Origin of the sequence: Flavobacterium sp. B183, assembly GCF_023539155.1 — a bacterium.
Taxonomy (GTDB): domain Bacteria; phylum Bacteroidota; class Bacteroidia; order Flavobacteriales; family Flavobacteriaceae; genus Flavobacterium; species Flavobacterium tructae.
In genome coordinates, this window is the sequence record NZ_CP097434.1 from 2,019,058 (window position 1) to 2,032,215 (window position 13,158).

Sequence of the window (13,158 nt, forward strand, 5' to 3'; positions counted from 1 at the left end):
TAAACAAATCAACGATTAACCAAATAAACAAAGATATATGCTATACTATTTATTTGAATATTTAGACAAAACATTAGATGTACCGGGAACGGGAGTTTTTCAGTACATCACTTTCAGATCGGCTTTGGCATTTATGCTTTCGTTGCTTTTGTCAACGATTTACGGAAAAAGAATTATAAACTTTTTACGCAATCAGCAAGTTGGTGAAACCGTTCGTGAGTTAGGTCTTGCAGGTCAAAATGAAAAAGCAGGAACTCCAACAATGGGAGGACTGATTATCATTTTTGCAACGCTAGTACCGGTTTTGTTATTCGCTCGTTTGCATAATATCTATATCGTATTGCTTATTGTAACGACGCTTTGGATGGGGAGTATTGGTTTTGTGGACGATTATATCAAAATATTCAAAAAGGACAAACAAGGACTTAAAGGAATTTTTAAAGTGATCGGACAGGTTGGTCTTGGAATCATTGTAGGATCTGTTTTGTATTTTAATCCTGCGGTAACTGTTCGAACCGATACAGGCAGAACTGATGTTTTTAAAACGGCTACGAACAATTCAACGATAGTTTTGCCGGCACCGGTAGAAGAAAAATCTACTGCAACGACAATTCCTTTTGTGAAAAATAATGAATTTGATTATGCTGAAATTTTAGCCTGGACAGGTGAAGGATATGAAAAATGGGCCTGGCTGGTTTTTATTCCGGTGGTTATTTTTATCATCACAGCAGTTTCAAACGGAGCTAATTTAACGGATGGTATTGATGGACTCGCGGCTGGGACTTCGGCGGTTTCGGTACTCGCACTTGGTATATTTACATTCGTTTCCGGGAATATTATTTTCTCCAACTATCTCAATATAATGTACATCCCCAATTCGGGAGAAATGACCGTGTTTATATCTGCATTTGTGGGAGCTTTGATTGGATTTCTTTGGTACAATTCATTTCCAGCATCTGTATTTATGGGAGATACAGGAAGTTTGACCATTGGTGGAATTATAGCGGTTTTAGCCATTGCCGTTCGTAAAGAGATATTGATTGTTCTATTCTGCGGAATTTTCCTTGCCGAAAGTGCTTCCGTAATTATTCAGGTCACTTATTTTAAATATACGAAAAAACGTTTCGGAGAGGGACGAAGAATTTTCCTGATGTCCCCGCTGCATCATCATTATCAGAAAAAGGGATATCATGAAAGTAAGATTGTGACCCGTTTCTGGATTGTTGCTGTAATGTTAGCCATATTGTCAATCGTTACTTTAAAACTAAGATAGTTTTGAATTAAAAATTGAGAATTAAAAATTAAAAGTTCTTAGAAATGAAAGAAAATATTATTCAGGATAAATCCTTTCTTTTCGCGGTTAGAATTATCAATTTATATAAATATCTGACGGCCGAAAAGAAAGAGTTTGTTTTGAGTAAGCAGATTCTAAGATGTGGGACTTCTATAGGAGCCAACATCGAAGAGTCAATCGGGGGACGTTCTGATAAGGAGTTTCTATTTAAACTGGAAATCTCATATAAAGAAGCAAGAGAAACAATTTATTGGTTGAAACTCTTGAAAGCAACGGATTATATTTCTGCAGTTGAATTCGAAAGCATTCATAAGGAAGCAGAGGAAATATGTAAAATATTAGCGAAAATTATATTAACCTTAAAAGGGAAAAATGCAAATAATTAGAGGTCTTGAGTATAGCAGATTTTTAATTTTTAATTCTCAATTTTTAATTTTATAAAGTATGAGGTTAGTGGTTTTAGGCGGAGGAGAAAGCGGTGTAGGTACTGCTATTCTCGGAAAGAAAAAAGGATATGATGTTTTTGTATCAGATTTTGGAAAGATAAAAGAGAGTTACAAAGAAGTTCTTATCATTAATAAAATTCCCTGGGAAGAAGAACAGCATACCGAAGATTTGATCTTAAATGCTGATGTGGTTATGAAGAGTCCGGGGATTCCTGAAAAGTCACCAATTGTAAAGAAGTTGGTAGCAGCGGGAGTAAAAGTGATTTCGGAAATAGAATTTGCAAAACCTTTTACAGAAGCATTGACTATTGGAATCACAGGTAGTAATGGAAAAACGACTACCACTATGCTGACCCATTATTTATTAAAATCAGCAGGTTTGAATGTAGGTTTGGGAGGGAATATAGGAAAGAGTTTTGCTTGGCAGGTAGCCGAGAATAAATACGATGCATACGTTCTTGAATTAAGCAGTTTTCAGTTAGACGGAATAATAGATTATAGGCCCGATATTGCGATCATAACCAATATCAGTCCCGATCATCTCGATAGATATGAATATAAATATGAGAATTATATCAATTCGAAATTTCGAATAACGATGAACCAGACCGAAAGTGATTATCTCATTTACGATGCAGATGATGAAGCAAGTGTAGAATGGTTAAAAAACAACAAAACAAAAGCAAAATTAATTCCTTTCTCATTGACGAAATCATTCGATGAAGGAGCTTCTATAAATAACAACAAAATGGAAATAAAGATCAACCAAGAAGAGTTTACAATGGACACAGAACACATTGCGTTAGAAGGAAAACATAACATGAAAAACGCAATGGCAGCAAGCTCTGTTGCGAAATTGATGCAAATTAGAAATGCAACAATTCGCGAAAGTTTATCTAATTTTCAGGGTGTTGAACACCGTTTAGAAAAAGTACTTAAAATTCAGAATGTACAATATATCAATGATTCAAAAGCAACAAATGTTAATGCGACTTTCTTTGCTTTAGACAGTATGAACGTTCCAACAGTCTGGATTGTTGGTGGAGTAGATAAAGGAAACGATTACAACGAACTGATGTCATTAGTTCGTGAAAAAGTAAAAGCTATTATTTGCCTTGGAATTGATAATCATAAAATTATCAGCGCTTTCGGAAATGTGGTTGACATCATGGTTGAAGTAAATAATATGAACGATGCTGTAAAAACAGCACAGCGTTTAACAGAAAAAGGTGATGCTGTTTTATTGTCTCCGGCCTGCGCAAGTTTCGATTTATTCGAAAGCTACGAAGACAGAGGAAGGCAGTTTAAGCAAGCGGTGCACAATTTGTAAAAAAAAATGTTTCAAGTTTCAGGTTTGAATTCTGAAGCTTGAAACCTGAAACCTGAAACGAGAGAAACCTGAAATAAAAGATTATGAAAGAGCTGGTGAACAAATTAAAAGGAGACAGAGTAATATGGTCATTCGTGGCTTTATTGGCATTGTTTTCGTTTATGCCTGTTTTTAGTGCGAGTAGTAATCTGGCCTATATAGGTCATGGAACTGGAAATACATTAGGTTATTTAGTAAAGCATTTGGCTCACGTTTGTATTGGTTTCCTAATCATTTACTGGGTACATCGCGTGCCGTATCATTATTTCAGGGCGATTTCGAAAATTGCACTGCCTATTGTGTGGTTTTTGCTGCTTTATACCTTGTTGAAAGGAACTGTTATTGCAGGTGCAAATGCGAGCCGTTGGATTCAGGTTCCTTTTATCGGAATTACGTTTCAAACGTCGACCTTGGCGGCCAGTATATTGTTCATATTTGTGGCGCGTTATCTGTCGAAAACGAAAGAAGAAAATGAACCTTTTCAGGTATCGCTGATACAGCTTTGGCTGCCGGTTTTTATAACACTGGCGCTTATTTTACCGGCGAACTTCTCAACCACAGCGTTGATTTTTGCAATGGTAATTATGCTGACATTTATTGGCAGGTATCCATTAAAATATATTGGTTTTATTATCGGTTCCGGAATTGCAATGTTTGCGTTCTTCCTTTTGGTTGCAAAAGCATTCCCGGATTCCAGATTCTTTAGCAGGGTTAGTACTTGGGGAAGTCGTATCGAAAACTTTACCACCGATAAACCGGATGAAGATGATTATCAGATTGAGAAAGCAAAAATTGCAATCGCTTCAGGGAGATTAGGAGGAGTAGGTCCGGGGAAAAGCGTTCAGAAAAACTTTTTGCCACAGTCTTCTTCCGATTTTATCTATGCGATTATTGTAGAAGAATACGGTTTAGTAGGTGGGGTAGCAATATTGATTTTGTACTTATTGTTATTGTTTCGATTTGTGATCGCCTCACATAAGGCCAATACCTTATTTGGAAAGCTCGTCGTCGTCGGACTCGGGTTTCCGATGATTTTTCAGGCAATGATCAATATGGCTGTTGCAGTGGAGCTGCTTCCGGTAACAGGGCAAACACTTCCGTTGATCAGTAGTGGAGGTAGTTCGATTTGGATGACCTGTTTCTCTCTCGGAATTATCATTAGTGTGACGAAAAAAGAAGAAGAAATTGCTGAAGAACAGGAAGAAAAAGAAAGAAGAAGAGAGGCCCTTCAAAGATTAATTGATAAAGAATTAGCAGAAGAAGATCTGCCTGCTGATGAAAAGATATACGAAGAAGAGGGAATGTATTCCATTGAAGACAATTCCAGAAATCCAATGAATGCAGTTTTAAATAAATAAGTATAGAGCGGAGAGAATAGAAGCAAGATAATAGAAGAAAGAGAATTGAGAAATAGGTTGAGAAGTATTGAGAGAATTCATAACTCACAACTCATAACTAAAAAAAAACATGACAAAATATAAATTCATATTAAGTGGTGGTGGTACAGGAGGACATATCTATCCTGCAATTGCTATTGCGAATGAATTAAAATTACAATTCCCTGATGCTGAATTTCTTTTTGTAGGTGCCAAAGATAAAATGGAAATGCAGAAAGTGCCGCAGGCAGGTTATGAAATCAAAGGACTTTGGATTGCAGGTTTGCAAAGAAAACTTACGTTGCAAAATTTAATGTTTCCGTTAAAATTGGCAAAAAGTTTGCTGGAGTCACGACGAATCATAAAACAATTTAAGCCAAACGTTGTAATTGGTACCGGAGGTTTTGCCAGTGGACCTTTATTAAAGGCAGCAGGCTCGGCCGGAATTCCAACAGTCATTCAGGAACAGAATTCGTTTCCGGGAATTACGAATAAATTGCTAAGCAAAAAAGCCAATGCAATTTGTGTAGCTTATGATCATCTGGAGCGTTTTTTTCCAGAAGAGAAAATTGTTTTAACCGGAAACCCGGTTCGTCAGGATTTGATTGATATTGACAGTAAGCATGAAGAGGCGATTGCTTTTTATGGACTAGATCCGAATAAAAAAACATTGTTGGTTTTAGGAGGGAGTTTAGGAGCGAGAAGAATCAATCAGTTAATCGAAAAAGAATTGCAAAATTTTCTTTCGCAGGACGTTCAGATAATCTGGCAATGCGGGAAGTTGTATTTTGAAGAATATAAAAAATACAATCAGCAAAATGTTAAGGTGGTTGATTTTATTGAAAGAATGGATTTTGTATATGCGGCTGCCAATGTGATTATTTCACGTGCCGGAGCCTCATCGGTTTCCGAATTGTGTATTGTAGGGAAACCGGTTATATTTATTCCGTCGCCGAATGTTGCTGAAGATCATCAGACAAAAAATGCGCAAGCAATTGTAGATGCAAAAGGAGCTATTTTATTGAAGGAATCAGAATTGGATAATGAATTTAGTATTGTTTTTGAAGCCTTGCTTAAAGATGAAGGAAAGCAAAAACAATTAAGTGCAAATATTAAAAAACTGGCAAAACCAAAAGCAACACAGGATATTGTAGCTGAGATTGTGAAGCTGATTTAGCTGTAGGCTATAGGCAGTAAGCTTTAAGCTTGCCCTAAAGCTTAAAATACAAAAGAGAATAAATAATAAACACAAAGGTTGAGTGCTTAAAGCCTAAAGCCTATTGCTTAAAGCAAAAAAAAAGCAAAAAAAGAAATGAATTTAAATCAAATACAAAACGTTTATTTTATTGGTATTGGAGGCATCGGAATGAGTGCCCTGGCCCGCTATTTTAAAAATATTGGGAAGCAGGTTTCCGGTTACGATAAGACACCATCTATGCTGACAAGCGAGTTGATTGAAAGCGGTATTGATATTCATTTTGAAGATAATATTGGTTTAATTCCAAAGGAGTATTATATCGAGAATACACTGGTGATTATTACACCGGCTGTACCCAAAACACATTCTGAGTGGAATTATTTTACAGAAAGAGATTATGTGGTTAAAAAACGTGCTGAAGTTTTAGGGATTATCACTAAAGATACGTTTTGTTTTGCTGTGGCAGGAACACATGGAAAAACCACAACCTCAAGTATTTTGGGGCATATACTGTATGAAAGCGGAGCAGATGTAACTGCTTTTGTGGGGGGTATTGTAGAGAATTACAATTCGAATTTAATTGGAGAAGGAAAAACAGTTACCGTAGTGGAAGCAGATGAATTTGACCGTTCGTTTTTGCACCTGCATCCTAATATTGCCTGTATCACATCAATGGATGCAGATCATTTGGATATTTACGGAACCAGTGATGCAATCGAAGCTTCGTTTGTAGAATTCGCTTCAAAAGTAGAAGATAAAAATAAGCTGTTTATAACCAAGGAATTACCTCTTGAAGGAGTTCAGTGTGCTATAAACGAAGAGGCGGTATATAAGGCTTTTAATGTTCGTATTGATAATGGAAGTTATGTTTTTGATGTGCAGACGCCATCAGAAGTAATGACAGACCTGCGTTTCGGATTGCCGGGAAAACACAATTTAATGAATGGACTAATGGCTATTGCGATGGCTAAAACGTTCGGCATCCCAACCGACTCCATTGCAAAGGCCATTGCTTCATTCAACGGAATCAGAAGACGTTTTTCGTATCAGATTAAATCTGAAAACTTAGTTTATATAGATGATTATGCACATCATCCAACAGAAATAAATGCAGTACATCAGGCGGTTACTGAATTGTATCCGGGACGTAAAGTACTGGCTATTTTTCAGCCGCATTTGTTCAGCAGAACCAGAGATTTTGCTGATGGATTTGCCGAAAGTCTGTCTCAGTTTGATGAAGTGTTTTTAATGGATATTTATCCGGCACGTGAATTACCGATGGAAGGGATTACATCGGAATGGCTGTTAGGAAAAATGACAAATTCGAACAAAAAAATTGTTGCAAAAGAGGATTTATTAGCGGAGATCAAAGCCAGTGATGCGCCAATAATTGTAACAATAGGAGCTGGTGATCTTGGTGAGATGGTTCCTTCAATTAAAAAAATGCTGAATGAAAATATTTAATTGGACAAATATTCGTTTGATACTCATTTTGGGGCTGGTTATTTTTTTATATTCCTTCGCTCAACATCGAAATGGAGATCGAAAATTAAAAAAATCCATGGTAGTTTTTGTAGGAGAAAATACGCTTTTTGTGAAGCCTGAAACGGTTAATAAATTGTTGATAGAAAATAAAAGAGACGCTTCCAGTATTAGAAAAGATGAAGTAGATTTGAATAAGATAGAGAAAACCCTCAATGCGCAAGACATGATTGAAGAGTCAGATGTTTTTGTAAGTATCGACGGCGTTCTAAAAGCAGTAGTAAAACAGAAGACACCAATAGCAAGAGTTTATGATGGTGATCAATCTTTTTATATTGACTATGAGGGTAATAAAATGCCTTTGTCGGACAATTATACTGCGAGAGTTCCTCTTGTTTCGGGGGCAATTAATAAAAAAAATAACGAAGATTTAGCTGCTTTATTTCGCACAATTTATGACGATGCGTTTTTGAAAAAAAACATCATTGCAATACAAATTATGCCTAATGGTAGCTTAAAAATGTTTAATAGAAATTATAATTACTTCATCGATTTTGGCAGAACGATGAATGTTGATAAGAAATTTAATAACTATAAAGCCTTTTTTCAAAAAGCGGTTTTAGATAGTTCGTTATACAAATACAATAAAATTGACCTTAGGTTTACGGAACAAGTAGTTTGCACAAAATAATAGAAAATGGAAAAAGATAACATTGCAGTAGGTCTAGATATTGGAACAACCAAAATAGTTGCCATGATAGGCAAGAAAAATGAGTATGGTAAACTGGAAATTTTGGGGATTGGGAAATCCAAAAGTTTGGGAGTGGCGAGAGGAGTTGTAAACAACATTACGCAAACTATTCAATCAATTCAGCAAGCAATACTTGAAGCAGAAAATAATTCAGGTTATAAAATTAAAGATGTGGTAGTAGGTATCGCCGGACAGCACATCAGAAGTATACAGCATACCGATTACATCAGCCGTAATAATCCGGAAGAAGTAATTGGCGAAAAAGATATTCAGCTTTTGATCGATCAGGTAAATAAACTGGCGATGTTACCGGGAGAAGAAATTATTCACGTCTTGCCACAAGAATTTAAAATCGACGGGCAGTCTGAGATTAAAGAGCCAATCGGAATGTATGGCGGAAGATTAGAATCCAGTTTTCACGTTGTAGTGGGGCAGGCTTCTTCAATCAGAAACGTGGGAAGATGTATTCAGAGTTCAGGAATCGAATTGTCCGGATTAACCTTAGAGCCTTTAGCTTCTGCTGATGCAGTTTTAAGTCAGGAAGAAAAAGAAGCCGGAGTAGCGTTAATTGATATTGGTGGAGGAACGACTGACTTAGCTATTTTTAAAGACGGTATTATCCGCCACACAGCAGTGATTCCTTTTGGAGGAAATGTAATTACAGATGATATTAAAGAAGGCTGTTCGATTATCGAAAAACAAGCAGAGCTTTTAAAAATAAAATTCGGATCGGCCTGGCCGGGAGAAAATAAAGACAATGAAATTGTTTCTATTCCGGGATTAAGAGGAAGAGAGCCAAAAGAAATTTCGCTTAAAAACTTATCTAAAATTATTCATGCCCGTGTGGTGGAGATTGTAGAGCAGGTTTTTGCAGAAATCAAGGCTTACGGACACGAGGATCCGCGTAAAAAATTAATTGCCGGTATCGTGCTTACGGGTGGAGGTGCTCAACTAAAACACATCAAGCAATTAGTAGAGTACATTACAGGAATGGATACGAGAATTGGATATCCAAACGAGCACCTGGCAGGGAATTCAAGTGAAGAAATCTCCAGTCCGCTATTTGCAACCGCAGTTGGTTTAGTAATGAATAGTATCGAAAATAGTACGCAAAGTGCTGTTAGAATGGAGATTGTAAATGATCAGCCAAAAGTGGTTTACAGAAATGTACCGCCGCCGATACAACAGCCGGTACAACAGCGATACGAAGTTGAAGAAAACTACGTTGAAAGAGTAGAAACTATCGAAGAAACCAGAGAAGTTAGAAACAGCGTCTCTAAAGAAGAATCTACAGAAACAAAAATCAGAAGATCATTTTTTGACCGATATGTCGATAAAATCAAAGATTTTTTAGACAACGCTGAATAAGATAATAAAAGAAAAGGATTACTTTATTGGCCCCAAGTCAAGAAGTAAAAAATGTATTAAATAAGAATTTCAAAAACCAAAAAGATGATGAGCAACTCAGAATTTGGAAGTATTTCATTTGATTTACCAAAAAACCAATCAAATGTTATCAAAGTAATAGGTGTAGGTGGAGGTGGTAGTAATGCTATCAATCATATGTTTAAACAAGGTATTAAAGGCGTAGATTTTATCGTCTGTAATACCGATTCACAGGCACTGCAGAACAGTTCGGTTCCTAATAAGATTCAGTTAGGGATGAACTTAACAGAAGGTCTTGGTGCAGGAGCAAATCCTGATGTAGGACAGCAATCTGCTATAGAAAGTATCGCTGATATCGAAAAAATGTTAGACCGTGGTACTAAGATGGTATTTATTACCGCTGGTATGGGAGGTGGAACAGGTACAGGTGCAGCTCCGGTAATTGCACAGTTAGCTAAAGAAAGAGAGATCCTGACCGTTGGTATTGTGACGATTCCTTTTCAGTTTGAAGGGAAAGTACGTCAGGAGCAGGCACTTTTAGGAATTGAGAAATTGCGTAAGCAGGTCGATTCATTAATCGTAATCAACAATAATAAATTAAGAGAAGTATACGGAAATCTTGGTTTTAAAGCCGGATTCTCTAAAGCGGATGAAGTTTTGGCAACAGCCTCAAGAGGTATTGCTGAAGTAATTACGCATCACTATACTCAAAATATCGATTTACGTGACGCTAAAACTGTTCTTTCGAATAGTGGAACAGCGATCATGGGATCTTCCGTTGCAGAAGGCGAGAACAGAGCTAAGGAAGCTATTATTGCAGCACTGGACTCTCCGTTGCTGAACGATAATAAAATTACAGGAGCCAAAAACGTATTGTTGCTTATCGTTTCTGGATCTAATGAAATTACTTTAGATGAAATCGGGGAAATCAACGATCATATTCAGGCTGAAGCAGGTTACAATGCTAATATTATCATGGGAGTTGGTGAAGACGAGACTCTTGGTGAGGCTATTGCCGTAACTATTATTGCGACAGGTTTTGACGTTGAACAGCAAAATGATATCGTTAATACAGAGCCTAAAAAAATCATTCATACCTTGGAAGATGAGCAAAGAAGTGTTCATAATCTAACCAATAAATCAGTTACTTCTTTTGATTTAACAATTGATACACCAACCAGTAAATCAGAAGAAAAAATTGTTTTTGATTTAATGGACGATGAAGACACGGTTGCTCCCGTAACTCCCGCTCCGGTTGTACCAGTTGCAGCTACACCATTTGAAGTTGCTCCGGTGGCAGCTACTCCAACAATGAATCAGGAAGAATTGGTAGTGATGTCTGAGTTTATCAAAAATCTGGATGTTACGTTTGAAATTGTTTCGCCGATAACCGATATCGATTTTACGATTACAACTCCGCAAGCCGAAGCTTTTCAGGATATAAAACCAGTTCAGCAAGTGCAGCAAAGAACATTCGAAAGAGAAGAACAAACGACATTCTCCTTTGATTTGCCAATTTTCAGATCTGAGCCAGAAGTTAGGAAAGAGCCGGTTGTTGAAGAAACTAAAGTTTTGTTCGAATTAACAAACGAAACTCGTAATATTAAAGTAAATGATCCGGTTTCATTTGTACCGGTAACCGAGCTTTCTGACAAAGGAGTTATCAAGTATTCTTTAGAGGAATACATGGAAGTTGAAAACGATTTAATGACGTCAAAACCGGTTGAAAAAGTGGTAGAAGAAGTAATTCCTGCGGAATTAAATATCACCATGAAACCAAGACCAGATTTCGCTGTTGAACCGGATTACTCCACAACAGCAAATGTGTCTCCGATGGAACTGACAATTGAAGAGACTTTACGTTTAAGAGCCGAAGAAAGAAGAAAAAAATTAAAAGAATTTAATTATAAATTCCATAATAATGTGTCCAGAATTGATGAATTGGAGAAAGAGCCTGCTTACAAAAGATTAGGTATTGATTTGTCTAATTCACAAGCAAACAACACAAACTCAAGAATTTCGGTTGGAACAGACAGTAACAACGATTTGCAATTGCGTTCAAACAATTCGTTTTTGCACGACAACGTAGACTAGTTTTAAAATCATAATAATTGGATAACCCGAAAATTGGATTTAATTTTCGGGTTATTTTTTTTATCTTCGCACAGAATTTGAAATTTGACTTCATAAGCAGGTTTTTAAAGTGAATCTTATGGGTCAGTTTAAGCGAAGGAGAAAATATAATTTTAAATGTAATTGATCAATCTATAGGCCTTGGCTTATTTAAATAAAATTAGAAAATGAGTTTACAAACACTAATCATGGACGAGATTAAAACCGCCATGAAAGCAAAAGATACAGTAAGTTTAGAAGCATTAAGAGCTATTAAGTCTGAAATGTTATTGGCTGCAACGGCTTCAGGTTCTAAAGAAGAATTAACAGAAGACGATGAAATTAAATTGCTTCAGAGATTGGTGAAAACCCGTAAAGAAAGCGCCAGAATTTTTACAGAGCAAAATCGTCCTGATTTAGCAGAGCCTGAATTAGCTCAGGTAGCTGTAATCGAGAAGTTTTTACCGGCTCAGTTAAGTGAAGAAGAAGTAGAAGCAGTAGTAGCAAAAATCATTGCTGAAACTGGAGCTGCTGGAATTGCTTCAATGGGTAAAGTAATGGGATTGGCTTCTGCACAATTAGGCGGAACAGCTGAAGGGAAAACCATTTCTACAATTGTAAAAAAGTTATTATCGTAGATAATTTCATGATTTCAGAGTTTAGTTCAAAATCTGAACTCTGAAATCATAAATCTAAAATAAGAAGACCTCGTAGTTCAACTGGATAGAATATCAGATTTCGGCTCTGAGGGTTGGGGGTTCGAACCCCTCCGGGGTCACTTAAGTAAAAAACCTATTTCGTAACGAAATAGGTTTTTTTTATGTCTTTTTTAAACTGTTTTATACGTTTTGCTTTGTACATTCCATGAAGTTCATATGACAGGAGTAAAATCGCTCAATTCTAATTGTATTGGAGTTTCGTATCTTTTATTGTTTATGTCAGCTGTAAAAGATTTTTTAGGTTTTAAAGTTATCAAACCCTTTGCAATACTAATTGTATCAATCAAGGTATAAATATCTTCATAGAATTGAAGCTTATAGTTCATTGAACCGTAGAAATTATTCTTCTTGTCTTTGTATTCAATTACAGCCATTGTTCCAATTTCTTCGACTTCAATTTGATAATAAATATCAATTTTAAAGGACTTGGTTTCTTTTGTTTTAAAATGAATTTTTATTTTGGTATCCAACTCATCAATAAGCTTCTCAGTTTGATCTACTAATGCCAAATTTAAGTCATTACTTATTTTTCTCAGCGATTGGAATGTTATTGATTTAATCAGGCCATTTTTTTCACTATCAGAAAGTGATTGTAATTTTTCAACGTCAATTCCAAAATCTAAATATTTAATTCTTTTGTCAACGTTTCTATTCGAAACTACAATTTCATTTTCTTTTAATACAGTTGTTAAATTGATGTATATATGATCAAATTCTCCATAAGTGAATTTTAGTTCGTTTAATTTTCTGGCAATTCGTTGTCCTATAAAATTTGTATCTTTTGTTGGTACGAAAAGCTTACCTAGTTGTCGAGGAATGCTTTGCCCTTCAATATTTTGCTTTTCACTTTCATAAAAGCGTATGTCTTTTAATATTCTGTCACCCATTTTTTCATCTTTATTGTTGGATAAATGTATTAATAATTTTGCTTCAGAAAAGGACTTTAAAAGAATAAAAAAATGTCTAATACATCCATAACTTTGTACTAATATTAGTTTGCATTTGTAAATGATATTTAACGTTTA

At 35.9% G+C, this 13,158-nt stretch carries 11 protein-coding genes and 1 tRNA gene; 11 read left to right on the forward strand and 1 reads right to left on the reverse strand.

Annotated features, from left to right (window positions below):
* The first annotated feature begins 37 nt into the window (after positions 1 to 37).
* The 11 genes from mraY (at position 38) to M4I44_RS09030 (ending at position 12,192) form a co-directional block, all read left to right on the forward strand.
* Positions 38 to 1,273 (forward strand): phospho-N-acetylmuramoyl-pentapeptide-transferase, encoded by a 1,236-nt coding sequence (gene mraY / locus M4I44_RS08980; protein WP_017497020.1) that lies wholly within the window; start codon positions 38 to 40, stop codon positions 1,271 to 1,273.
* Between the two features lie 44 nt (positions 1,274 to 1,317).
* Entirely contained in the window at positions 1,318 to 1,680 is a 363-nt protein-coding gene (locus M4I44_RS08985) for a four helix bundle protein (RefSeq protein WP_017497019.1), read from the forward strand.
* 58 nt (positions 1,681 to 1,738) lie between these two features.
* The gene (gene murD / locus M4I44_RS08990) at positions 1,739 to 3,070 is read left to right on the forward strand and encodes a UDP-N-acetylmuramoyl-L-alanine--D-glutamate ligase (protein ID WP_017497018.1); all 1,332 of its coding nucleotides are present in this window, start codon (positions 1,739 to 1,741) and stop codon (positions 3,068 to 3,070) included.
* 83 nt (positions 3,071 to 3,153) lie between these two features.
* The gene (locus M4I44_RS08995) at positions 3,154 to 4,467 is read left to right on the forward strand and encodes an FtsW/RodA/SpoVE family cell cycle protein (RefSeq protein WP_017497017.1); all 1,314 of its coding nucleotides are present in this window, start codon (positions 3,154 to 3,156) and stop codon (positions 4,465 to 4,467) included.
* A 109-nt stretch (positions 4,468 to 4,576) separates the two neighbouring features.
* Positions 4,577 to 5,662 (forward strand): undecaprenyldiphospho-muramoylpentapeptide beta-N-acetylglucosaminyltransferase, encoded by a 1,086-nt coding sequence (murG, locus tag M4I44_RS09000; protein ID WP_089077737.1) that lies wholly within the window; start codon positions 4,577 to 4,579, stop codon positions 5,660 to 5,662.
* 135 nt (positions 5,663 to 5,797) lie between these two features.
* Positions 5,798 to 7,147: a UDP-N-acetylmuramate--L-alanine ligase gene (murC, locus tag M4I44_RS09005; RefSeq protein WP_249967083.1), complete on the forward strand. Its 1,350-nt coding sequence runs from the start codon at positions 5,798 to 5,800 to the stop codon at positions 7,145 to 7,147.
* Positions 7,134 to 7,856, forward strand: a complete 723-nt coding sequence (locus tag M4I44_RS09010) for a cell division protein FtsQ/DivIB (RefSeq protein ID WP_249967084.1) — start codon at positions 7,134 to 7,136, stop codon at positions 7,854 to 7,856. The genes murC and M4I44_RS09010 overlap by 14 nt, the downstream gene beginning before the upstream one ends.
* Positions 7,857 to 7,862: 6 nt before the next feature.
* Positions 7,863 to 9,284 (forward strand): cell division protein FtsA, encoded by a 1,422-nt coding sequence (gene ftsA, locus M4I44_RS09015; RefSeq protein WP_017497013.1) that lies wholly within the window; start codon positions 7,863 to 7,865, stop codon positions 9,282 to 9,284.
* Between the two features lie 84 nt (positions 9,285 to 9,368).
* The gene (ftsZ, locus tag M4I44_RS09020; protein ID WP_026110047.1) at positions 9,369 to 11,396 is read left to right on the forward strand and encodes a cell division protein FtsZ; all 2,028 of its coding nucleotides are present in this window, start codon (positions 9,369 to 9,371) and stop codon (positions 11,394 to 11,396) included.
* Positions 11,397 to 11,602: 206 nt separating this feature from the next.
* Positions 11,603 to 12,052 (forward strand): GatB/YqeY domain-containing protein, encoded by a 450-nt coding sequence (locus tag M4I44_RS09025; RefSeq protein ID WP_026110046.1) that lies wholly within the window; start codon positions 11,603 to 11,605, stop codon positions 12,050 to 12,052.
* A 66-nt stretch (positions 12,053 to 12,118) separates the two neighbouring features.
* A tRNA-Arg gene (locus tag M4I44_RS09030) sits at positions 12,119 to 12,192 on the forward strand.
* A gap of 93 nt (positions 12,193 to 12,285) precedes the next feature.
* Here the strand turns inward: M4I44_RS09030 and M4I44_RS09035 are convergent.
* The gene (locus tag M4I44_RS09035; protein WP_089077734.1) at positions 12,286 to 13,020 is read right to left on the reverse strand and encodes a hypothetical protein; all 735 of its coding nucleotides are present in this window, start codon (positions 13,018 to 13,020) and stop codon (positions 12,286 to 12,288) included.
* Positions 13,021 to 13,158 lie beyond the last annotated feature (138 nt).

Excerpts from the sequence above, each read along its gene's own strand:
- mraY (WP_017497020.1), top strand. The coding sequence starts at position 38 with ATGCTATACTATTTATTTGAATATTTAGACAAAACATTAGATGTACCG.
- M4I44_RS08985 (WP_017497019.1), top strand. The coding sequence starts at position 1,318 with ATGAAAGAAAATATTATTCAGGATAAATCCTTTCTTTTCGCGGTTAGA.
- murD (WP_017497018.1), top strand. The coding sequence starts at position 1,739 with ATGAGGTTAGTGGTTTTAGGCGGAGGAGAAAGCGGTGTAGGTACTGCT.
- M4I44_RS08995 (WP_017497017.1), top strand. The coding sequence starts at position 3,154 with ATGAAAGAGCTGGTGAACAAATTAAAAGGAGACAGAGTAATATGGTCA.
- murG (WP_089077737.1), top strand. The coding sequence starts at position 4,577 with ATGACAAAATATAAATTCATATTAAGTGGTGGTGGTACAGGAGGACAT.
- murC (WP_249967083.1), top strand. The coding sequence starts at position 5,798 with ATGAATTTAAATCAAATACAAAACGTTTATTTTATTGGTATTGGAGGC.
- M4I44_RS09010 (WP_249967084.1), top strand. The coding sequence starts at position 7,134 with ATGAAAATATTTAATTGGACAAATATTCGTTTGATACTCATTTTGGGG.
- ftsA (WP_017497013.1), top strand. The coding sequence starts at position 7,863 with ATGGAAAAAGATAACATTGCAGTAGGTCTAGATATTGGAACAACCAAA.
- ftsZ (WP_026110047.1), top strand. The coding sequence starts at position 9,369 with ATGATGAGCAACTCAGAATTTGGAAGTATTTCATTTGATTTACCAAAA.
- M4I44_RS09025 (WP_026110046.1), top strand. The coding sequence starts at position 11,603 with ATGAGTTTACAAACACTAATCATGGACGAGATTAAAACCGCCATGAAA.
- M4I44_RS09035 (WP_089077734.1), bottom strand. The coding sequence starts at position 13,020 with ATGGGTGACAGAATATTAAAAGACATACGCTTTTATGAAAGTGAAAAG.